Origin of the sequence: Dyella subtropica (assembly GCF_026283965.1) — a bacterium.
Classification (GTDB): Bacteria; Pseudomonadota; Gammaproteobacteria; order Xanthomonadales; family Rhodanobacteraceae; genus Dyella_D; species Dyella_D subtropica.
Genome location: NZ_JAPDPD010000005.1, coordinates 202,945 through 224,029 on the forward strand (window position 1 = coordinate 202,945; position 21,085 = coordinate 224,029).

Sequence of the window (21,085 nt, forward strand, 5' to 3'; positions counted from 1 at the left end):
AAGGCTAACTCCGCGCCACCGCCATCCGCTGCAAGACCTGCCGCAACGCAAGCGGTTTGAGCGGTTTGTAGAGCACACCCATGCCTTGATCGAGCAGACGCTGGCGCAGCTCGCCATCGCGATCCGCGGTAAGGATCACCGTTGGTACGTTCGCCGCGGCATGGCCTAGCTCGCGTAGCACGTCCAGACCCGTGCGGCCCACATCGAGGTGATAGTCGAAGATATGCAAGTCGGGCTGCCATGGCGCCGCCCGCGCCTGCTCGAAGCTGCGCGCCGCATGTACTTGCCAGCCCCAGCCCGTTAGAAGCGCGCTCAATGCGGCCAGCGCCGCTGGCTCGTTGTCCAGCACCAGGGCGCGCCCAACCGGCAATGGCTGCGGCAACTCCACCATCGCGGGTGCTTCTGCGACGGCTTGCGCACGCCGCACAAGCAGACCAAACACACTGCCGCTTCCCGGCCAGGAGCGAAGTTCCAACGGGTGCCCGAGCAGTCCCGCCATGCGCTGGGCGATCGAAAGTCCGAGCCCCAGCCCCTGCCCGCCTGCCGTGCTGCCACGACGAAATTCATCGAAGATCGATTGGCGTTCTTCTGCCGCAATGCCTGGACCGTTGTCCCAGACTTCCAACCGGAGCTGCTCGCCAACGTAACGAACACCCAGCACGACACGTCCGTGTTCGGCATAGCGCAGCGCATTGGAAAGAAAGTTCTGCAATACGCGACGAAGCAACTGCGGGTCGGAGTGCACCCAGGCGCGTGTATGCACCACATTAAATCGGATGCCGCGCTCATCGGCCAAGGCACGGAATTCCGCCGCTAGCGGATCGAGCACTTCGGCCAGCGCAAAGTCGCGTGGCTGCGGATGGAGTCGGCCACCTTCCAGGCGTGCGATATCCAGCAGCCCGGCGAGCAAGCCCTCGGTAGCTGCCAGCGCGCCATTGAGATGTCGCGCCGTAGCCGGCTCGCCGCCACGTTCCGCCAAGGCGTGCGCAAACAACTGCGCGGCATGCAACGGTTGCATCAAGTCATGGCTGACCGCGGCGAGGAAGCGGCTCTTGGCGGTGTTCGCGCGTTGCGCCTCGCCGGTGGCCTCGGCCAGGGCGCGGGTGCGTTCTTCCACCCGCAACTCCAGCGTTTCGTTGACGCGCTTGAGCGCATCCTCCGCCTGACGAAACGCCGTGACGTCGGTGAAGGTGGCGACGAAGCCGCCGCCTGGCATCGGGTTGCCGCGAATTTCCACCACCGTGCCGTCAGGTAAGCGTCGTTCGGACAGATGCCGCGTGCCGGCGCGCATATGGGTCAGGCGGCGTTGCACGCGCGACTCCAGTTCGCCTGCCCCAATCATGCCGCGCTCGATGTTGTAGCGGGTCAGGTCAGCCACCGGGCGCCCCACCTGCAGCAGTGCTGACGGATACCCGAACAGACTGGCGTACTGCCGATTCCACGCCACCAACCGCAGCTCCGCATCGACCACGCAGATGCCCTGGCTCATGTTCTCCAACGCCGCTTCCAGCACGCGCTGATTGAAGCGCAGATCCTGGGCCGCTTCGCCGACGATGGCAGCTACCGTATCCAGCTCGTCGCGTCGCTGCTGACGCACCACTTCCAGCAACAAGCGCGCCGACGCTGCGCCAATCACCGCCGCCAACTCATGCTCCACCTCAGCGGCGCGAGCTGAGCCCGCCAGGCCCTGAGCCGACGCCCCTTCGAACAGATGAACCACGCGTTCCGCGGGCAAAAAGCGCGAGGCCAACGCGCGCAACTCGGCGACACCGATGCCACCGAGACTCGTTGGCGTACTCGCCTGGCCGAATCGCGAATTCGCCACAGCCAACATCACCACGACATTCGCCGCAAGGCTCGACACCACGGCGCGGCCAAGCCGACTCCATTCCTCCAACCCCATCAACCCATCCGGCGCCAGCCAATGCACACCGAGCGGACCATCGTGCAACCACGCAGGCCCCTGCAGCAGCGCCGGCAACAGAATGTAGAGCCATGCCAGTGTTCCGGCGGCGAGCCCCGAGGCAACCGCACGAGGGCCGAGTTGCGGTCGATACACCGCCACCAGTAGTGCCGGCGCCAAACCCGCCAGCGCCGAAAACGAAATGGCACCGATATCCGCCAGCGCATCGTTGCGCGCCAGCACACGGCTATAGGCCCAGGCCAACAGAATCACCGCCACGATCGCCACGCGACGCTGATTGATCACTTGGCCACGCAGGTCGCCGTGCTCGTCACGACCCCAGCCCGCATGCACGCGCAGCGGTGCAATGAAGTGATTGACCACCATCAAACTGAGAGCCAGCGTTGCGACCACCACCATGCTCGTCGCCGCGCTCAGGCCGCCGAGAAAAGCCATCAATGCCAGACCGTACTGCCCACGCGCCATCGGCAACGCCAGCACGTACAAATCGGAAGGCACCCCGCTGGGCGCCAGCCATGCATCACCCAGGCGCGCCAGTGGCAGGATCGGCAGTGCGATCAGCAGCATGTACAACGGAAACAGCCAACGCGCCGTACGCAGATGCGTACTGTCGCGGCACTCCACCACCCCCGCATGGAACTGATGCGGCAGCGTGAACATCGCCAGCGCGCCAAGCAGGATCATCGCCGGAAAGCCGGAACTGTCGTGCGGCGGCGACGCACCCACCATCGCGCCCGCCGGCAACGGCGCAAACAACAGCGAACCGAGCGCCAACATCGCCGCCAGTTTGAACAGCGACTCGAACGCCATCGCCAGCACCAGCCCGCGGTTATGCGCCATCACCGACGCGCGCCGCGTGCCAAACAACATGGCGAACAACGCCATCAGCAAAGCGACGTAAAGCGCACTGTCCTGCCAAGGCGCCGACACCGCCACCTGCCCATGACTGAGCATGGCAAAACTCATCGCCACCGCCTTCAACTGCAAGGCGATGTAAGGAACGATGCCCATCAACACCACCGCCGTCACCAGCGCCGCCAGCCCCGAATGACGCCCCAACCGAACCGCAATCAAATCCGCCAGTGAGCCCGCGTTGTAGTCCCGCGCCAACTGCACCAACCGCCGCAACACCGCGATGCCAAACAGATACATCAGAATCGCGCCCACAAACGTCGGCGGCAACCACCACCCCGAACGACTCGCCTGCGTCACCGTGCCGTAAAACGTCCACGACGTGCAGTGAATCGCCAGCGACAACGCATACACGATCGCCCAGCGGCGTTGGAATAATTCAGGACGACGCTCACCCAACAAGGCAACGCCGAACAGCAGGCCCAGCCACACCAGCGCGGCGGTAGCGATGACACCGGCCGTCAGCATGTGAAAAACACCGTTTGGAATAGGCACGTCATCGCAAGTACTCACCCCTCCCCAGCCCTCCCCTGCAAGCAAGGGAGGGAGCAAAAGCAAAGCGATGCGAAGCGAGCCCGTGTCGGGCCCCCTGTGCAGCGGTGAGGACTGGACGATCAGGCCCCGAAGGGGGCGCAGGCACGGATGCCTGCGCCTTTTCGACACGACAGGGACGTCGTGTCCCCATGTCATCTAAGAGCTGGCCCGGCCAGCCCTCACGGACTCGGAGGGCGAAGCCCGTAGAGCGCGTAACCGGGGTGCCCTTCTCTTTGGTTACTTTCTCTTGGGCAAGCAAGAGAAAGTGACCCGGCCTCCGGCAGGAGGACGGAAGCCCGCGGCAGGCGAACCAGATCGCGACAACGCGAAAACCAAACGTCGACGCCACTGGACCCCGGCCTACGCCGGGGTGACGAGGTAGAGATGGCGTCGCGAGCACCCGCCCCTCACCCCAACCCTCTCCCCAAAGGGGAGAGGGAGAAAAAGCCATCAACGCGACGGCACCAACCCCAACGCACCCACCGCATTCACAAGCCACCGCAGCTGCACCCCATGGCGGCTGTCGTAATCGGCTCCCGAATATCCCCACCAGTCCCAGCATGCCTGCGGATTCAAAGGCGCCATGCTGGCGCGCGTCTGAGGATACAGAACGGCCACACCGTATACATCGGCCCAGCGATTGAACCCGGCATCCTTTACGAAGGCCTCGCCCACCGCTGTGGCGTTTTGCTTGCAGCCGTGGAATGCCACCAGCAAGCCGCAAGGCTTGCCGGCCAAGCAAGCCTGCGGAAGGTAGACGTAGCCCTCGTCTGCGAGGAAGGCATCCGCGCCATCAGGGCGATAGGCATTTTGGTCGAAACGCCGCAGCTCTCCTTTCGCCTCACCGGCCGCACGTGACGGCTTGCCGAATAGCTGACTGAATATTTCACCCGCCGCGTCGAAACCACAGTGACCCAGGTACGGCGCCGTCGACTTGTCGCAATCGTCGCCACTGGCGGCGATGGGCAAGTTATGCGCGAACGCACGCGCACCGTCGTCGCGCACCTGCATGCCCTTGAGTGCGGGATCACCGTCGCGCAACTGCTCGTAGAACGTCGCCGACGCCTCGGCCACGGAAGGCGCGACCACGGCATCGTCCTTGCCATGCAGCACGTAAACCCGCGCACGGGCCAACGACTTCAATGCACCGATCTCACCCGCCTCCGCACGCTGCCTGGCTCGCGCCACCAACGCCGGCACATCGGGCGCCGGCGTGCCCTTCATGCATGCACCTAGCGCAACCTCCAGCTTGCCGCCCGCGCAACCATAAGGACCACCGGCCACCAGCGCGACGTTCGGAAAGCGCTCGGGATACGCCAACTGCACCTGGGTCGCCATATACGCGCCCGATGACAGGCCCGCCACGGCGACGCGCGACGACTCCAGTTTGAGCCTGGGCAACGACGTCGCATCGTCCGCGACCGCCTGGCCGGCCATGAACGGAACCACCAGGCACAACATCCTCAACCAACGCATGGCACTCACTCCCCTCAAGCTTAGAACTTGTAACGCGCCGCCAACGTCACCATGCGTGGCGCCCCGTAGAACCCGGTGACGATACCTAGCGCAGCGATGTTGTAGCCGGTGGTGCGGTAGGACTTGTTCGCCAGGTTGGTGCCTTGCAGGCTCAACGTCCACGGATCGTTGATCTGCCAGACCACGCCGGCATTCCACAACCCATAGGCACGCTGCGCGATCAGCGGCGACAGCGTGGTTTCGGGGAACACCATGCTCTGGTACGTGTAGTTGACCCGCGCACTGAGGTTGCCGCCGCCAGCTAGCGGATAGCTGTTCTCCAACGACAGGCCGCCCGACCACTTCGGCGCGTTGGTGAATTTCTGGCTGTTGGCGATATTCACACCGCCGCTCATGAACTCGGTGTACTTGGTGTGGAGGTAGGCGAAGTTACCGCTGAAGGTCCAGTTGTCGGCAGGCTTCCATGCGAACTCCTCTTCCAGTCCATCGATATGACCCTTGCCGGCGTTGGTGAAGTCGCCAAAGAAGCCCTGGCTACCATTCGGCAAGGTGTAGGACGTGAATACGGACAGCTGGATGTCCGAATAGATGTTGTGGAACGCCGCCGTATTCATCATCAGGCGACCGTCGAAGAAGCTCATCTTGCTGCCGATCTCGAAGGACTGCACCTTCTCGTCCTTGATCGGCTTGCACGAATTCGGAATCGCCACGCAGTTCGCGCGGATGTTGTAGCCGCCGGAGTGGAAGCCTTCGCTATAAGTGGCGTAGAGCTTGACCTGCTCACTGGCGGTCCAGGCCAGCGACACCTTCGGCGAAGCGTTGCGCGACGTATGCGAGCCGCTGAAGTTGGCCGTGGTGGCGATGGGTGTGGTGAAGCTCTCGTCGGCGAAGGCGTAGTTCTGGATCAGCGCCGTCTTGGTCTCTTCGGTGAGTCGCAGGCCGACATCCAGGCTCCACTGCGGATGGAAATCCCAGGTCAGATCGCCGTAACCGGCAAAGCTCTTCGTGCCCATGCGCCCGCCGGTGCTGCCGTACTGCGACAGATGCAGCGTGCTGAACGGCGGCGAGCCCAGGAAGATATTGTGGATCTGCCCGCTGGCCGCGCCCTTGAAGTAATACAGGCCGAACACGCCGTGGATGGAGCCACCCGAGTCGTAGTTGGCCTGCAGTTCTTGCGAAAACTGGTGATCGCTGTACACCGCGTTGACGTCGGCAACCTTCACCGGCAGCGTGTCGAAGTCGATATTAGTGTCGGTCGACGACTCGCGATATGCCGTGATCGATTTCAGCGTCCACGCCTCGCTGGCGATCCAGTTGAGCGTCAACGCGGCGCCCGAGAGCTCCGTGTGATTGCGCTGCCCCATACCGCCGCGTGTATCGAAGTCGCTGGATAGCGGCTGATAGGCTGGATAGAACTTATTCGCGACCAGCATCTTGGCGCCGCGCGGATTGGAGTTGTCGCGCAGGCCGTCCACCGATAGCTCGGCGTTGAACGTGTTGGTCGGAAAGAAACCGAGCGTGGCACGTCCCGCATTAGTGTTTTTGTTGCCATTGCGGCTGTCGGCGATCAGGTTCTTGCCGAAACCATCGTTATGCTCGCTGGCCACGACCACACGGCCGCGCCATACACCGTCAGCCGTCGCGCCCCCGACATTGGCCTTGATGTCCTTCTCGCCATGCGTGCCGACGGTGGCTTCCACCGCGCCATTCAGCTGAGTCGGCAGTGGATTCGACACGTACTTGATCGCGCCGCCGATGGTGTTCTTGCCGTACAGCGTACCCTGTGGACCGCGCAGCACCTCGATGCGGTTGACGTCGAATACATCCAGCAGCGCGCCCTGTGGACGTGCCATATAGACATCGTCCAGATAAATACCAACACCCGGATCGAAGCCCCAGGTCGGATCGGCCTGACCGACGCCGCGGATATACGCGGTGAGCGTGGTGTTTGAGCCACGTGCGGCATACACCTGCAGCGAAGGCACTTTGCCCTGCAGGTCGCCGAGATTCTGCACGTTCTGCTTGAACAGCGAGGCGGCGGTGAAGGCGCTGACCGCGATCGGCACGTCCTGCAGGGTTTCCTCGCGCTTGCGCGCGGTCACCTTGACCTCTTCGAGCTTCTTGGCCTCGGCCGGCCTGGCCGCCTGTGCGTCGGTCGCCTGCTGTGCATACAGCGGCGCGGCACAGACCATGCCGAACACGACCCCGATCGCCAGACTCAAATACGTGCGTTTCATATCGCCCCTCACGGTGAATGCACCCCGTCCCCCGGATGCTGATGCCGGGCAGATTAGGCGGCCGTCGCCGGCACCACACTTGTACCTTCGTACAGTGCCGTGACTTGCGGCACCTGGGGATACTCGCCGTCCACAACCTTCCGATGTTGATCATCGAGGACTGACCGAATGGCGTTTCTGATCGTGCTGGCCGCGCTGTGTTTCCTGATGTTGGCGGCTTACCGCGGCTACAGCGTCATCCTGTTCGCACCCATCGCTGCGTTGGGGGCGGTGTTGCTGACCGACCCCGCGCTGGTCGCGCCGATGTTCACCGGTTTATTCATGGACAAGATGGTCAGCTTTCTCAAGCTGTACTTTCCGGTGTTCATGCTGGGCGCGGTGTTCGGCAAGCTGATCGAGTTGTCCGGCTTTTCCAAGGCCATCGTGGCCGCGACCATCGGGTTGGTGGGACGCAGCCGCGCCATGCTGTCCATCGTGCTGGTGTGTGCCTTGCTCACGTACGGCGGCGTGTCGCTGTTTGTGGTGGTGTTCGCGGTGTATCCGTTTGCCGAGGAATTGTTTCGCGAAGCGAATATTCCCAAGCGGCTGATTCCTGGCACCATCGCCTTGGGTGCCTTCACCTTCACCATGGATTCGCTGCCGGGTACGGCGCAGATCCAGAACATCATCCCGACATCCTTTTTCGGCACCACGACATGGGCAGCACCGTGGCTGGGCACGCTCGGCTCGGCATTCATCCTGGTCATCGGCCTGCTTTATCTCGACTGGCGTCGCCGCAAGGCGGCTGCGGCCGGCGAAGGCTACGGCAGCGCGCTGGTCAACGAACCCGCGCCATTCGAGAACGGCCGTCTTGCGCATCCGTTGATCGCTCTGCTGCCGCTGGTGATCGTCGGTGTCGCCAACAAGCTGCTGGCAGACGCCATGCCGCGCTTCTACGGCGCGACCCAATCTTTCATTCCCGCTGTGATCGGCGAGGCGAAACCGGTGGTGCAGGAAGTCTCCAAGCTGGCCGCGATCTGGGCCGTGGAAGGCGCTCTTCTGCTCGGCATTTTGTGCGTGATGGCGTTTGCCTGGCGACCGGTGGTCGCCCACTTTGCCGAAGGCAGCAAGGCAGCTGTCGGCGGTGCCCTGCTCGCGTCGATGAATACCGCCTCCGAATACGGTTTCGGTGCAGTGATCGCCGCGCTACCTGGTTTCAAGCTGATCGCCGATACGCTGCATGCGATTCCGAATCCGCTGGTGAACCAGGCGATCTCCGTCACGGCATTGGCAGGCATCACGGGCTCCGCCTCGGGCGGCATGAGCATCGCACTGGCCGCGATGGCCGAGACCTTCATCCATAACGCGCAAACGGCGGGCATTCCGATGGAAGTGCTGCACCGGGTGGCCTCCATGGCCTCCGGCGGCATGGATACGCTGCCGCATAACGGCGCGGTGATCACCTTGCTGGCGGTCACCGGACTCACCCATCGGCAGTCGTACCGCGACATCTTCGCCATCACCGTGATCAAGACCCTGGCCGTGTTCGTGGTGATCGCCGCTTATTACCTGACCGGCTGGGTTTAGACCGACCGAATCTGGCCGCCGTCATGACGACGCCTTCCCCCCGTCCGCCGACGGATGACGTCGCTGTCGATTCGGAGCCGCACCGCCTGTGGTGCGGCTCTCCACCGCTCCGGCTTGCCGGGGCATGTCACAGCGAAGGAGCAAACAGCATGTCGATCAAATCATGGGGGCTGGGCCTGCTGGCCCTGCTGTTGCTGATACCAGGCTTCGGCCTGCACGCGGCCTGCGTCGACAATGTCGTGCTGGTGCACGGCAATACCGGCAGCCCGAGCGATTTCCAGAACACCTATGACCTTCTGCACCAAAACGGCTACAGCGATTCGCAGATCTACGCGCCCAGCTGGGGCAACCCCTACTGCGCCGCTTGCAACGACCACAACGGCAGCAACGAGCCGCCGGTAAGCGACGCCATCACCGCCGCCATCGCCGGCTCCTGCACCGGGCATATCGACGTCATCGGCCATTCGATGGGCGCCACCCTCGCCGCACATGAGATCGACAAACTCAATGTGGCCGACAAGGTCGACGTCTTCATCGGCATCGCCGGCGCCTTCCACGGCCTATGGTCCTGCGGCACCTATCCGTTCAACGTCGCCACGAACACCTGCGGCTACTGGGGCCTGTCCGTGAACAGCCCCTTCCTCAACAGCATCACCGGACACCGTTTCGGCCAAAAGATGTATTCGTTCAAATCCTGGATCGACGAAATCAACTGCTACGGCGGCGTATGCACCGTAGGCGGCGTGCACACCTCCAGCATCGACGGTGAAACAGACAGCTACACCTACAACTACGGCCACTACGGATTGCTCTGGTATACCGCGGCGGACCAATTACTCCTGCTGCAATAAGCAACGCTACTTTTTGCCTTTGCCTTTGCCTTTGCCTTTGCCTTTGCCTTTGCCTTTGCCTTTGCCTTTGCCTTTGCCTTTGCCTTTGCCTTTGCCTTTGCCTTTGCCTTTGCCTTTGCTTTTGGTTTTGCCTTTGATCTTCAGGGTCCCCTGTGCAGCGGTGAGGGCTGGACGATCAGGCCCCGAAGGGGGCGCAGGCATGGATGCCTGCGCCTTTTCGACACGACAGGGACGTCGTGTCGAAAAGCCCGGCCAGCCCTCACGAACCCGCAGGCGAAGCCGGAGGGCGCGTAACCGGGGTGGCCTCTCTTTTGGTTACTTTTCTCTGGCCAAACAGAGAAAAGTGACCCGGCCTCCGGCAGGAGGACGGAAGCCCGCCGCAGGCGAGCCAGGTTGCGATAACGCGACAACCGAGCGACAAGGCACTGGATTCCGGCCTACGCCGGAATGACGAAGTTAGGCAAGCAATTGCAAGCATCAGAAGAACCATCCATTGCCCAGCCCCGTTATGATCCAGTCTTCCCCGTTAGGAAGACCGTCGATGCCCCCGCGATGGAAAACCTGCCTGTTCCGAACCGTCGCGGCACTCGCCGTGCTCGCCACCCCACCCTCTTTCGCAGCCAACACCAAGGGCGACGTACTCCTACTCCCCGATCGCGTATGGACGGCCGAAGGCAATAACACACACACCGGCTGGGCCATCCTCGTGCATGAGGGAACCATCGCCGCTGCGGGGCCTACGGCATCCATCAGCGTGCCAGAAGGCACGCAACGTATCGAGCTCCCCGGCACCACGCTTACCCCCGGCCTGATCGACCTCCACTCCCACCTGTTCCTGCACCCGTACAACGAAACCCTGTGGAACGATCAGGTGCTGAAGGAACCGCAGGATTACCGCACGCTGGCGGCGGCGGCGCACGCGCGCGATACGCTGCTGGCAGGCTTTACCACGCTGCGCGACCTGGGCACGGAAGGCGCCGGTTACGCCGATGTGTCGGTAAAGCGTGCGATTGACGAAGGCATGATTCCCGGCCCACGACTGTTCATCGCCACGCGCGCCATCGTGGCCAGCGCCAGTTATGGGCCGGGGCCGCGCGGCTTTCGCCCTGACATCGATCTGCCTGGTGGTGCCGAAGAAGTCAGCGGCGTCGATGCCGCCATGCGTGCGACGCGCGAACAGGCGGGCCATGGCGCGGACTGGATCAAGCTCTATGCGGACTACCGCGTCGGTCCGAATGGTGGCACCGTGCCGACTCTGTCAGCAGCCGAGATGAAAGCCATCGTCGATACCGCACATTTGTCCGGCCGCCCGGTGGCCGCGCATGCCGCCAGCGACGCTGGGGTGCGCATGGCGGTGGAGGCTGGCGTGGACAGCATCGAGCACGGCTATGGCGCCAGCGAAACCACTTTCCGTTTGATGAAGCAGCGCGGCGTGGCTTACGAGCCGACGCTGACGGCCGTGGAATCCACCGCGGAGTATTTCGAGCACTACGTGCCCGGGCAGAGCGAACCGACGCCGCGCATGCGCGAGGCGGAGCGCGCGTTCCGCACGGCGCTCAAGCTCGGCGTCACCATCGGCAATGGCAGCGATGTGGGCGTGTTCGCACATGGCAGCAATTGGCGCGAGCCGGCGGCGATGGTGCGCGCGGGCATGGCCGCCGCGCTGGCCTTACACGCGTCGACTGACGTTGCGGCGCGCATCTTGCGCCAGCAAGATCGCTTTGGCCGCATCGCGCCAGGACTGCGTGCGGATCTCGCCGCGTTCAGCGGTGATCCCAGCCAACGGATCGACGATTTACAGCATCCCGTCTTCGTGATGAAAGACGGCACCATCTACCGCACGCCCGATCACACTCCATGACCATCACCTTTCTAATCCGCCCCATCGAGCCCCGCGACAACACTGCCGTCGCCGCCATCATCCGCACGGTGATGCCGGAGTTCGGCGCGGACGGCCCCGGCTTTGCCATCCACGACGCGGAAGTGGACACCATGTACGAGTCGTATGCGCGCCCGCGCAGCGCCTACTTCGTGGTCGAACGCGACGGCCTGGTGATCGGCGGTGGCGGTATCGCGCCGCTGGAGAATGGCGAGGAAGACGTGTGCGAACTGCGCAAGATGTATTTTCTTGCCGATGCGCGCGGCATCGGCGCCGGCAGCGCAATGATGCAACGCTGTCTGGACGCGGCCCGCGCGGAGGGTTTCCGACGCTGCTACCTTGAAACACTGACCGGCATGGATGCGGCGCAGGTGCTGTACAAGCGCAACGGCTTCGAGCCGCTGTGCGCGCCGATGGGCGGCACCGGCCACTTCAGCTGCGATCGCTTTTTCATCCGCGATTTGTGAGCGCCAGCCATGACTCGTCACGATCCACGCATCGACGCCTATATCGCCAAGTCCGCCGAGTTCGCACGGCCGATCCTGGAACATATTCGCGATACCGTGCATGCCGCCTGCCCCGAGGTGGAAGAAGGCCTGAAATGGGGCATGCCGTATTTCAGTTACAAGGGCGGCATGATGTGCGGGATGGCGGCGTTCAAGCAGCACTGCAGCTTCGGCTTCTGGCTGTACAAGGAGGTGCTGGGCGAGGATGCGGAGAACGGTGGTGAGACGAACGGCGGCATGGGCCAGTTCGGCAAGCTGGCTTCGGTGCGCGATCTGCCAGGCAAGAAGGAGTTCACGGCGCTCATCAGGAAGGCCATGGCCCTGGCCGATGCCGGCGTAAAGCAGAAGCGCCCGAAGTCCGCGCCCAAGCCGCCACCGTCGCTGCCTGAGGATCTCGCGGCACTGCTCTCGCAAAGGAAACATGCCGCAGCACGTAAGACTTATGAACGTCTCGGCCCGGGCGCTCAACGCGAATACGTTGACTGGATCATCGAGGCCAAGACCGACGCCACGCGCCAGAAACGTATCGCCACCACATTGGAATGGCTTGCGGAAGGCAAGCAACGCAACTGGAAGTATCAGTGAACCATCGACCGACCCTGCATTTCGCCATCGACGACCCCGGCGCGCCGGACATCGTTCCGCTCATCGCGCAATTGGACGGCTATCTGGCCGAGCTCTACCCCACAGCCAATATCCAGCCGGTGTCGGTGGAGGAATTGCGGCATCCCAACGTCACCTTCCTCACCGCGCGCGTGGACGGCACGCCAGTGGCCTGTGGTGCTTGCGTCGACCATGGCGACTACGTGGAAGTGAAGCGCATGTACGTGCTGCCGGCCTGCCGTGGTCTGGGCCTGGGCAAGCAATTGCTGGAAGCCCTGGAGAGGCATGTGCGCACCACCGGCGTCCGGGTGATCCGCCTGGAGACCGGCACTGCCCAAGCCGAAGCACTGGAGCTGTATGGCCGCGCCGGCTACCGACGCTGCCCGCCGTTCGGCGACCACCACGCCAACCCCCAAAGCATCTGCATGGAAAAGGTTTTGCATGATCCGCATCGCCCAGCCGAGTGACGCCGCCGCCATCCACGCCATCTACGCTCCACACGTGCTGGAGGGCATGGCCACGTTCGAGACGGAGCTGCCTGGCGAAACCGTGATGCGCGAACGCGTGCTCGCCCGGTTGGCGCAGTACCCGTGGCTGGTGTGGGAAGAGAACGGCAAGATCCTGGCCTATGCCTATGCCAGCCGCTTTCGCGATCGCGCCGCTTATGACTGGATCGCCGAAACATCCATCTATGTGCACGCCGATGCACAACGCCGCGGCATCGCGCGCCGGCTTTATGCGGCGCTGTTGGAGACCATGCGCATGCAGGGCATCAACCAGGCGGTGGGTGTCATCACCCTGCCCGGCGAGGCGAGCGTGGCGATGCATGAAACGATGGGCTTTGCGCCTGCCGGCGTTTGGCGCAAGGCAGGCTACAAGTTGGGCCGATGGTGGGATGTCGGCGTGTGGCAGAAGGAATTGCAGCCGCCCGCCACGCCGCCGCAACCGGTCGTGCCGTTTGACCTTCTGCAACACCAGCCCACCTGGCGGGGACTGCCGGCAGACTGACACCCCGCAGCGCGGCGAGCGTGCCGCCGGCCTCCTCAGCTACCATTTCGCTTTTCGGCATTACCGAGGACGTTCCATGCAGCTCCAGCAGGTCAAGGCGATTATCACCGGCGGCGCCTCCGGTCTCGGCCACGCGGTGGCCCAGCACTTCGTTGCCAACGGCGGCCAGGTCGCGCTGTTCGACGTCAACGAAGAGAAGGGCCAGGAAGCGGCCAAGGCCTTGGGCGCCAGCGCCCATTTCTTCCGCACTGACGTCACGTCGGAAGAAGGTGTGACCACCAACGTGGCCGCCGCGCGCGAAGCGATGGGTGGGCTGAACGTGGTGATCAACTGCGCCGGCATCCTGGGCGCGGGCCGCGTGCTCGGCAAAGAAGGCCCAATGCCGCTGAATACCTTCGCCAGCACCGTGATGGTGAATTTGGTTGGCAGCTTCAACGTGGCCAAGGCTGGCGCTGCCCTGATGCAGAACAACGAGGCCGGTGAAGATGGCGAGCGCGGCGTGATCATCAACACCGCCAGCGTGGCCGCTTACGAAGGCCAGATCGGCCAGGCGGCGTATTCCGCGTCCAAGGGCGGTGTGGTGGGCATGACCTTGCCGATGGCGCGCGAGCTGTCGCGCTTCGGCATCCGCGTGGCGACGATCGCGCCGGGCATCTTCTGGACGCCGATGGTGGACAACATGCCGCCGCAGGTGCAGGAGTCGCTGTCGGCTTCCATTCCGTTCCCGTCGCGCCTGGGTAAGCCGGAGGAGTACGCCTCCACCGTCGCCTTCATCCTGGGCAACCGCTATATCAATGGCGAAACGATTCGCCTTGACGGCGCGGTGCGGTTACAGCCTAAGTAAGCCCCCATTGCCGTCATTCCGGCGCAGGCCGGAATCCAGTGAAATAGGCGTGCGAAGCACACGAAATCTCTTCTGAGTGCTTCGCACGAGTTGCCTGACTGGATTCCGGCCTTCGCCGGAATGACGAATCTGAAACCCCTACTCATCCGGTTTTTGCACCCATGAAAGCTTCCGACGTCAAGAAAGGCAACGTGGTCGAACACGAAGGCATCGTCTATCAGGTGCGCGATATCGAGCGCAGCTCGCCCACGGCGCGTGGCGGCAACGTCACTTTCCGCTTCACGCTGTATTCCATCCCCGGCGGGCGCAAGTACGACTTGAGCCTGCGCGCCGACGATGATCTGAAAGAGATGGATCTGGTACGCCGCGCAGCCAACTTCTCCTACATGGATGGCGACGCGTTTGTGTTCATGGACGCGGAGGACTACACCCAATACCTGCTGTCGCCGGAACTGGTCGGTGACAACAGCGGCTATATCGTCGAGAGCGTGGAAGGCTATTACGTGCAGTTGATCGACGACGCGCCGGTCGGCCTGCAGGTGCCTACCAGCGTCGTGCTGACCGTGGTGGATACCGCGCCGGAACTGAAGGGCGCCAGCGCCACCAAGCGCACCAAGCCGGCCAAGTTGGACACGGGCATCGAAATCCAGGTGCCCGAATACATCACCAACGATGAGAAGGTGTGGGTGAACACGCTCACTGGCGAGTTCGCCGGCCGCGCCTAAGAGCCGGTTCGACTTCACTGCGCCGCGCGAAAAAAGAGGCCCGTGGAATCCACGGGCCTAACGTAGACATCACCCGGTAAATCGAACGGGCGGCTCCTAGGCCGGGGTCATGGCACTCCCCGGACACCGCCCCCATCCGATGCAGCTGCGCGACCATCCCGATCCCGCCCTGCACCTCGGTTACAACAACACCATCCCTGGAAGCCAAAGCCATCTCACCAATGGCCTCAGAGGTGTGCGAGCCCGGCGCATCATGTGCCGGACTCGCTCCCTAGCTGATCCCGCCCGGCGCGCTGATCAGCTATGGTGCATCCTTGTACCTGGCACCTCCATGTCCCGTGGGAAAGCCCTGTTCCATGGGCCTCCCTCCATCGTTCAAACCGCTTCGGCCATACCCACCCGACTCTCCTGCACCGCCGCCATCGGATGCACATGAGCCAGTTGGGCCGTCCAGAACTGTTCCCATAGATCGCAATAGCGCAGGCATAGCGCCTGCACACGCGGATACTGGTCGGGAGTGAGCGCCTGGGTGAGGATCGTCCACAGGTCGTTCTCGTGATCGTCGTCCGCGGCGTCCGAGTTTTCATCCGCGCTGACGCCGTGAACGAAGTAGTAGCCTTCGTCGACGTTAATGCCGAGCGCACGCGTCGCTTCGCGCAGCGGCGGACTGAACAGGATCACTTCCTCTTCCGCGGCCGCCAGCAGCACGGTCACGTCGAGGTAGTTGCCGTAGCTCTGTTCCAAAAATTCGCGCACGGCGCGGGAGATCTGGCTAGGTACATAAGACTGACGCTGCTGCCGAGTAATGCCGTAGTCGTCCAGCACCTTCTCGAACAACGGGTAATGCGCATATTCGGGGTTGCCGCGGTAGTAGCCGTCGGCGTCGCTGCCTGGCCGAAAGCCGAATTCGTCCAGATCGTTGAGCGTGATCAAGAAGCGCGGCGCCAGCTTGGCGCCCGGATGCAGCCGGGGTTCCAGCTGACGCGTCTGCAATTGCGCAGCCAGCAACGCGTCGGTGAAGATCTGCACGATCGCGTGGCGGTACTCCAGATGGATCGTCCGCATCGCCGCCGCGTCGAGCGTACCGCCGTTGAGCACACCAATCGCCCGATGCTTCGCCACCGGATGGTTGGCGATCAGGTAACGCAGGTTCTCGACGAAAGCCGCATTTCGCTGCCACGATTCACTGGGAATGCTGCCTCGCATGACGGCAATCGCCTTTTTGCGAGGTTGATCCATATCAGCCATCAAAGAAGGCATCGGCGTGTTCCCCCCGGTGTTTGACTGCACTCATGTCGCACAAAACCAAACGTTTGGTTTTTTATCAGACAATTCTACTGCTGTAAAGCAGCCCCTTTACCTACAATAAGTTACGAACCTGATCGCTGCACTGTCTGAGCGCTTCCTCCTCCCCCACGATCTGCAGCCAGATCACTGCGCCCTCGATCCGAGCCAGGGCATCGGTCGCCAGGCGCTGGGCCTCGGCCCGGCCGTAACGCGGCTCGAGCAGGTCAGCCAGCAAATCCCGCCAGTCGCGAAAGAACTGCTGGATCATCTGGCGGGCCTCGGCGCTCTCCTGCAAGGCGTCGGGCCATAGATGCACCAAGGCACAGACCCGGTGCTGGATGTAGTAGCTCTCCACCGCGTCGATCATCCCGTCCAAGCGCTCCTTCTCGCTCAGGTCGGCACGGCGGGCCTGGGCGAAGACGCCATCCTCGAACAGGCCGATGACATGCTGAAGAACTTCGATCAGCAGGCGCTCTTTGTTCGGAAAGTGGTGATAGATACTCCCCTTCAGTAGACCGCTGGCCCGGCCGATGTCGGCCATGGAGGTGCGCCTGTATCCCTTGCTTCGAAATAGCGAGAGCGACACCTCGATCAAGTTGGATGGATCTGTCTTCATGGGTGACCCTAGGCAAATCAGAGCGGGCAAATCAGGACAGCTGCGCGTCCGCACAACCGGGCCTACTCTAAGCGATAGCGACGGCCGAAAGGCCTATGCCGTTGATTTTACATCCATGGCGTGATCCCGTTGTCGGTGCTGGAGGGGCCTTCGTCGCAGTCAATGCGAGCTGAGGCAGCCTTCAAACACGCTAACGCTTCGCGCCTACTTCAGCCTGTCCCAGGCAGAATCAACGGATCTTTTAGGAGTGAAAGAATCCCATGCCTGCCGGCGGTTATTCGCTACGTACCACGGTCATCGAAAGCCTGCTCACCGCCAAGCGACCGGATGTCCCGCTCAGGGTGGTGCTGCGTAATACCGCTGCCGTGATTCTGCCGCTTGGCATCGGCCTCGCCACCGGCTACCCGGCGGTGGGTATCGGCATCGCAGCTGGCGCGCTGGATACCATGTTCTCCGACCAGCCCGGCCCCTATCGGCAGCGCATGTGGCAGCTGTTTCTGGCCTCGCTCGCGGCGGGGCTGGCTTCGTTGCTGGGCTTTCTGATTGGCGACCAGTTACTGCCCATGCTGATCGCCACCGCCGCATTCGGCTTCTTCGGCGGCTTGCTCGTGGTGTTCGGCGTGGACATCGCCCGCGTGGGCATGACCAGCATGATCCTGCTGGTGGTCACCGCCGCTTCGCCCACGTCGCTGATCGGGGCGCTGAGCGGCGCCGGGCTGATCTTCGCCGGCGGCTTGCTGCTGGCGCTGTTCTCGGTGGCTGCGTGGCCGCTGCAACGCTATCGCCCGGAGCGGCACGCGCTAGCCGCGGTGTATCGCGGCCTGTCCGGCCTGGCGCGGCAACAGGCGCATGACGATGCCGACGTCCCTGCGCTCACGGATGCCATGACCACGCTGCAACACACCCTGCTCGGCCGGCACCATGCGCACGGGCGCGCGATGGAAGCTTTCTGCGTGCTGCTCGAGCTGGCCGAGCGCATCCGCCTCGAACTCACCGCCATGGCCGAGTTGCGCGCCAACCCCACCGTGCATGCCATGTTCCGCAGCGACGCCGCACGCGTGCTGGCCGCCATCGCCGATGCGCTGGAGGAAGGCGAATCGCCGCAACAGGCCGAACGCGCGCTGCAAACCCTGCAAGCCAGCGAGAATGCTCTGCTCGGCCGCAATGGCAGCAGCGAAAGCCTCGCCACGCATATCCACGCACTCTCAGGCCAGTTGGCCGCGGCCGTGCGTAATGCCAACTGGGCCGGTAGTCGCGGCGAATGGCGCGCTTCCGCGGCGGAGACCCCGCTGCCCACCGCCCTTCGCGGCGATTCCGCCTGGTCCACGCTGCGCGCCAACCTCACGCCGCACTCGGTGGCGTTCCGCCATGCGGTGCGCAGCGCGGTCTGCCTGAGCGCCGCGCTGCTGATCGCGCGCAAGCTCGGGCTTCCGCACGGCTACTGGCTGCCGATGACGGCGGCGATCGTGCTACGCCCCGATTTTGCCGCCACCTTCAACTTCGGCTTCCTGCGCGTGGTGGGCACGGTACTCGGCCTGATTCTCACCACCGCTCTGTTGCATATCAGTCCACACGAACCCTGGGCGCATCTGGCCTTGATGGCGGTGCTGTGCATGGCCTTTCGCTATCTCGCCACGGCGCACTACGGCATCGCCGTGGCCGCGCTCACTGGCACCGTGGTGATCCTGCTCTCCTTCGAAGGCGTGAACCCCAGCGACGCAGTGATCGACCGCGTCATCAACACCGCCATGGGCAGCGGCATGGCGCTGCTCGCCTACGTGCTGTGGCCGACCTGGGAACGCAGCCGCGCCCGCGCCGCCCTGGCCGACATGCTCGACGCCTACGCCGGTTACTTGCACGCGCTCTCGCGCACCGACCGGCGCGACAGCCATCGCGAGGCGCGCACCGCCGCACGCACCGCGCGCAGCAACGCGCAAGCCTCGCTGGATCGCATGCGTACCGAACCGGCCACGCCACCCCATCTGCTGGACCTGGCCAACGCGCTGTTCGCCAACGGCAATCGCCTGGCCCGCACCGCGATGACACTCGAGGCGTTGATCGACGACCACGACCCATTGCCGGAACCAACCGAGATCGGCGCCTTCGTCGAAAACGCCGCCACCGCCTTGCACACCATCGCCATCGCGCTGCGCGATAGCCAATCGCCCAACGCCCTGCCTGACCTGCGCGCACTCCAGCGCAGCCTCACCTCCCTGCTCGCCATGGCCGAAGACCGCCGCGCCGCCGGGCTGCTCGACCGCATCAGCGACCGTCTCGTCGACAACGTGAATACGCTGGCGCATATCGTGGGGCGTGGAGAGCGGCAAAAGACGGCTGCCACAGCGTAAGGCAGTTCTACGGAGCAGCGTTGTTCTTCGTTTTTGATGTTCCGACTATCCCTGTCCGCCCCTGGCTTGCGGCGGCGCGACAAGGCGTGACAACGCGGACGCTCTACACTGGCCCCATGCTGAAGATCGATACCCACGCGCACATCCTGCCCCGCGACTGGCCGAATCTTGCGGCCAAGTACGGCAACGACCGCTTTCCGGTGATGATCCACAACGACGGGCGACACCGGATCTACAAGGACGGCAAATTTTTCCGCGAAGTGTGGGACTCGGCCTTCGACCCGCAGCACCGCATCGACGACTACGCCCGCTTCGGCGTGGACGTGCAAGTGATTTCCACCGTGCCGGTGCTGTTCTCCTACTGGGCACCGGGCTACCAGGCACTGGAACTGCATCGCCACCTCAACGACCACTCCGCCGGCCTGTGCCGTGACTACCCGCGCCATTACGCTGGCATCGGCACGGTGCCGCTGCAGTCGCCTGACCTGGCCATCCGTGAGCTGGAACGTTGCATCGACGAGCTGGGCCTGCAGGGCGTACAGGTCGGCTCGCATTGCAACGACTGGAACCTGGACGCGCCCGAACTGTTCCCCTTCTTCGAGGCAGCCGCCGATCTGGGCGCCGCGATCCTGGTGCACCCCTGGGACATGATGGGCACGGCCGAGATGCCCAAATACTGGCTGCCCTGGCTGGTGGGTATGCCGGCCGAGCAATCGCGCGCGGCCTGCTGCCTGGCCTTCGGCGGCGTGCTGGAGCGGCTGCCCAAGCTGCGCGTGATGCTGGCCCATGGCGGCGGCAGCTTTCCATGGACCATCGGCCGCATCGAACACGGCTTCCGCATGCGCCCGGACCTGGTCGCCACCGACAACCCGCGCAACCCGCGGGAATACCTGAAGCGGCTGTACTTCGACTCCTGCGTGCACGACCCGCAGGCACTGCGTTATCTGCTGGATGTGACCGGCGTCGAGCGCGTGATGCTCGGCACCGATTATCCTTTCCCACTGGGTGAACAGCACCCGGGCAGCGGTATCGAGGCCCTGGGCCTGGACGACACCCAGCGCGCGCGCCTGTTCCACGGCACCGCGCTGGAATGGCTGGGACTGCCCCACTACCGTTTCGCCACCGACTGATAACGTACCGCACAGGATCTGGCATGAGCTTTTTGCGCAACACCATCGTAGCCGGCGCCCTGCTGCTGGCCGGCACCACACACGCAACCGACATCACCATGGCCAACGGCAGCGTGCACTTCAGCGCGCCCGACAACTGGCTCGTCATCATGGAAACCCAGGGCGACCCCGAACTGCGCGTCTTCCAGGTACCCGACACCTCACCCACCGGCAACACCGCGCTCGCCCGTGTCACCGTCACGGTGAAGCAAGTGGCCGACGTCAACGAATTTCAGCAATACGTGAGCGGCTTCACCGCCAAGGCCAAGGCGCTAACCGGCTATCAGGCCGGCAACAACCAGGGACCGAACAGCGCCGCCTACACCGCCCAGGAAAGCGGAGCTCAGTTCAACTACGTCGAACGCTACTGGTTCAAAGATGGCCACGCCATCCAGCTACGCTGCGTGCGCCCTGCACAGAGCCAGGCCGGCCCGGCATGGAAGGCCGCATTCGACAAAGGCTGCGATGCGATCGCGGAGCGGCTCAAATAGAAACCTGTAGGAGCGCACCCTGTGCGCGATGCCCTGCGCGAGCAGGGCCGGTTGGCTAGCGACAGCAAAGGCGCAGCCCTGCTCACGCAGGGCATCGCGCACAGGGTGC

18 protein-coding genes are annotated in these 21,085 nt (G+C 63.7%); 12 read left to right on the top strand and 6 right to left on the bottom strand.

Annotated features, from left to right (window positions below; all coding sequences use genetic code 11):
- Positions 1–4 precede the first annotated feature (4 nt).
- The 3 genes from OUZ45_RS06250 to OUZ45_RS06260 all read right to left on the bottom strand — a co-directional run bounded on the left by OUZ45_RS06250 (position 5) and on the right by OUZ45_RS06260 (position 7,083).
- On the bottom strand, positions 5–3,304 hold the full coding sequence (locus tag OUZ45_RS06250; RefSeq protein WP_266169074.1) for a hybrid sensor histidine kinase/response regulator: 3,300 nt from the start codon (positions 3,302–3,304) through the stop codon (positions 5–7).
- Positions 3,305–3,820: 516 nt separating this feature from the next.
- The gene (locus tag OUZ45_RS06255; RefSeq protein WP_266169075.1) at positions 3,821–4,846 is read right to left on the bottom strand and encodes an extracellular catalytic domain type 2 short-chain-length polyhydroxyalkanoate depolymerase; all 1,026 of its coding nucleotides are present in this window, start codon (positions 4,844–4,846) and stop codon (positions 3,821–3,823) included.
- A gap of 20 nt (positions 4,847–4,866) precedes the next feature.
- Positions 4,867–7,083, bottom strand: coding sequence for a TonB-dependent receptor (locus tag OUZ45_RS06260; protein ID WP_266169076.1), 2,217 nt, complete (start codon positions 7,081–7,083; stop codon positions 4,867–4,869).
- Between the two features lie 168 nt (positions 7,084–7,251).
- Between OUZ45_RS06260 and OUZ45_RS06265 the strand changes: the two genes are divergently transcribed.
- Both OUZ45_RS06265 and OUZ45_RS06270 read left to right on the top strand, forming a co-directional pair.
- Positions 7,252–8,649 (top strand): GntP family permease, encoded by a 1,398-nt coding sequence (locus OUZ45_RS06265; RefSeq protein ID WP_266169077.1) that lies wholly within the window; start codon positions 7,252–7,254, stop codon positions 8,647–8,649.
- 149 nt (positions 8,650–8,798) lie between these two features.
- Positions 8,799–9,500 (top strand): alpha/beta fold hydrolase, encoded by a 702-nt coding sequence (locus OUZ45_RS06270; protein ID WP_266169078.1) that lies wholly within the window; start codon positions 8,799–8,801, stop codon positions 9,498–9,500.
- Between the two features lie 6 nt (positions 9,501–9,506).
- Here OUZ45_RS06270 and OUZ45_RS06275 read toward each other — a convergent pair whose 3' ends face one another.
- Positions 9,507–9,701 carry a hypothetical protein gene (locus OUZ45_RS06275; RefSeq protein ID WP_266169079.1) on the bottom strand — a complete coding sequence of 65 codons (195 nt, stop codon included), beginning with the start codon at positions 9,699–9,701 and terminating at the stop codon, positions 9,507–9,509.
- A gap of 340 nt (positions 9,702–10,041) precedes the next feature.
- On the opposite strand from OUZ45_RS06275, the gene OUZ45_RS06280 reads away from it, so the two are divergent.
- The 7 genes from OUZ45_RS06280 (at position 10,042) to efpL (ending at position 15,065) form a co-directional block, all read left to right on the top strand.
- The gene (locus tag OUZ45_RS06280) at positions 10,042–11,361 is read left to right on the top strand and encodes a metal-dependent hydrolase family protein (protein WP_266169080.1); all 1,320 of its coding nucleotides are present in this window, start codon (positions 10,042–10,044) and stop codon (positions 11,359–11,361) included.
- Positions 11,358–11,846, top strand: a complete 489-nt coding sequence (locus OUZ45_RS06285; RefSeq protein WP_266169081.1) for a GNAT family N-acetyltransferase — start codon at positions 11,358–11,360, stop codon at positions 11,844–11,846. Before OUZ45_RS06280 ends, OUZ45_RS06285 begins: the two co-directional genes overlap by 4 nt.
- Positions 11,847–11,855: 9 nt before the next feature.
- Positions 11,856–12,470 carry a YdeI/OmpD-associated family protein gene (locus OUZ45_RS06290; RefSeq protein WP_266169082.1) on the top strand — a complete coding sequence of 205 codons (615 nt, stop codon included), beginning with the start codon at positions 11,856–11,858 and terminating at the stop codon, positions 12,468–12,470.
- Positions 12,467–12,955, top strand: a complete 489-nt coding sequence (locus OUZ45_RS06295) for a GNAT family N-acetyltransferase (protein WP_266169083.1) — start codon at positions 12,467–12,469, stop codon at positions 12,953–12,955. Before OUZ45_RS06290 ends, OUZ45_RS06295 begins: the two co-directional genes overlap by 4 nt.
- Positions 12,930–13,496 carry a GNAT family N-acetyltransferase gene (locus tag OUZ45_RS06300; protein WP_266169084.1) on the top strand — a complete coding sequence of 189 codons (567 nt, stop codon included), beginning with the start codon at positions 12,930–12,932 and terminating at the stop codon, positions 13,494–13,496. Before OUZ45_RS06295 ends, OUZ45_RS06300 begins: the two co-directional genes overlap by 26 nt.
- A 76-nt stretch (positions 13,497–13,572) precedes the next feature.
- A complete protein-coding gene (locus OUZ45_RS06305; protein WP_266169085.1) occupies positions 13,573–14,340 on the top strand; it encodes an SDR family NAD(P)-dependent oxidoreductase in 768 nt (255 codons plus the stop codon).
- Between the two features lie 161 nt (positions 14,341–14,501).
- A complete protein-coding gene (efpL, locus tag OUZ45_RS06310) occupies positions 14,502–15,065 on the top strand; it encodes an elongation factor P-like protein EfpL (protein ID WP_266169086.1) in 564 nt (187 codons plus the stop codon).
- A gap of 375 nt (positions 15,066–15,440) precedes the next feature.
- Here the strand turns inward: efpL and OUZ45_RS06315 are convergent, their stop codons facing one another.
- Both OUZ45_RS06315 and OUZ45_RS06320 read right to left on the bottom strand, forming a co-directional pair.
- Positions 15,441–16,271, bottom strand: coding sequence for a hypothetical protein (locus OUZ45_RS06315; protein ID WP_266169087.1), 831 nt, complete (start codon positions 16,269–16,271; stop codon positions 15,441–15,443).
- Positions 16,272–16,425: 154 nt separating this feature from the next.
- The gene (locus OUZ45_RS06320; RefSeq protein ID WP_266169088.1) at positions 16,426–16,968 is read right to left on the bottom strand and encodes a TetR/AcrR family transcriptional regulator; all 543 of its coding nucleotides are present in this window, start codon (positions 16,966–16,968) and stop codon (positions 16,426–16,428) included.
- 260 nt (positions 16,969–17,228) lie between these two features.
- Between OUZ45_RS06320 and OUZ45_RS06325 the strand changes: the two genes are divergently transcribed.
- From OUZ45_RS06325 to OUZ45_RS06335, 3 genes are all read left to right on the top strand, one after another.
- Positions 17,229–19,316 (top strand): FUSC family protein, encoded by a 2,088-nt coding sequence (locus OUZ45_RS06325; protein ID WP_266169089.1) that lies wholly within the window; start codon positions 17,229–17,231, stop codon positions 19,314–19,316.
- 116 nt (positions 19,317–19,432) lie between these two features.
- Entirely contained in the window at positions 19,433–20,446 is a 1,014-nt protein-coding gene (locus OUZ45_RS06330; protein ID WP_266169090.1) for an amidohydrolase family protein, read from the top strand.
- Between the two features lie 23 nt (positions 20,447–20,469).
- Positions 20,470–20,976 (top strand): hypothetical protein, encoded by a 507-nt coding sequence (locus OUZ45_RS06335; RefSeq protein WP_266169091.1) that lies wholly within the window; start codon positions 20,470–20,472, stop codon positions 20,974–20,976.
- Positions 20,977–21,085 lie beyond the last annotated feature (109 nt).

What these genes read in the sequence shown, in the direction of transcription:
- OUZ45_RS06320 (WP_266169088.1), bottom strand. Translation starts at nt 16,968, where the DNA reads ATGAAGACAGATCCATCCAACTTGATCGAGGTGTCGCTCTCGCTATTT.
- OUZ45_RS06300 (WP_266169084.1), top strand. Translation starts at nt 12,930, where the DNA reads ATGATCCGCATCGCCCAGCCGAGTGACGCCGCCGCCATCCACGCCATC.
- OUZ45_RS06325 (WP_266169089.1), top strand. Translation starts at nt 17,229, where the DNA reads ATGCCTGCCGGCGGTTATTCGCTACGTACCACGGTCATCGAAAGCCTG.
- OUZ45_RS06290 (WP_266169082.1), top strand. Translation starts at nt 11,856, where the DNA reads ATGACTCGTCACGATCCACGCATCGACGCCTATATCGCCAAGTCCGCC.
- efpL (WP_266169086.1), top strand. Translation starts at nt 14,502, where the DNA reads ATGAAAGCTTCCGACGTCAAGAAAGGCAACGTGGTCGAACACGAAGGC.
- OUZ45_RS06330 (WP_266169090.1), top strand. Translation starts at nt 19,433, where the DNA reads ATGCTGAAGATCGATACCCACGCGCACATCCTGCCCCGCGACTGGCCG.
- OUZ45_RS06270 (WP_266169078.1), top strand. Translation starts at nt 8,799, where the DNA reads ATGTCGATCAAATCATGGGGGCTGGGCCTGCTGGCCCTGCTGTTGCTG.
- OUZ45_RS06315 (WP_266169087.1), bottom strand. Translation starts at nt 16,271, where the DNA reads ATGCGAGGCAGCATTCCCAGTGAATCGTGGCAGCGAAATGCGGCTTTC.
- OUZ45_RS06265 (WP_266169077.1), top strand. Translation starts at nt 7,252, where the DNA reads ATGGCGTTTCTGATCGTGCTGGCCGCGCTGTGTTTCCTGATGTTGGCG.
- OUZ45_RS06275 (WP_266169079.1), bottom strand. Translation starts at nt 9,701, where the DNA reads ATGCCTGCGCCCCCTTCGGGGCCTGATCGTCCAGCCCTCACCGCTGCA.
- OUZ45_RS06260 (WP_266169076.1), bottom strand. Translation starts at nt 7,083, where the DNA reads ATGAAACGCACGTATTTGAGTCTGGCGATCGGGGTCGTGTTCGGCATG.
- OUZ45_RS06280 (WP_266169080.1), top strand. Translation starts at nt 10,042, where the DNA reads ATGCCCCCGCGATGGAAAACCTGCCTGTTCCGAACCGTCGCGGCACTC.
- OUZ45_RS06255 (WP_266169075.1), bottom strand. Translation starts at nt 4,846, where the DNA reads ATGCGTTGGTTGAGGATGTTGTGCCTGGTGGTTCCGTTCATGGCCGGC.
- OUZ45_RS06305 (WP_266169085.1), top strand. Translation starts at nt 13,573, where the DNA reads ATGCAGCTCCAGCAGGTCAAGGCGATTATCACCGGCGGCGCCTCCGGT.
- OUZ45_RS06250 (WP_266169074.1), bottom strand. Translation starts at nt 3,304, where the DNA reads ATGCTGACGGCCGGTGTCATCGCTACCGCCGCGCTGGTGTGGCTGGGC.
- OUZ45_RS06285 (WP_266169081.1), top strand. Translation starts at nt 11,358, where the DNA reads ATGACCATCACCTTTCTAATCCGCCCCATCGAGCCCCGCGACAACACT.
- OUZ45_RS06335 (WP_266169091.1), top strand. Translation starts at nt 20,470, where the DNA reads ATGAGCTTTTTGCGCAACACCATCGTAGCCGGCGCCCTGCTGCTGGCC.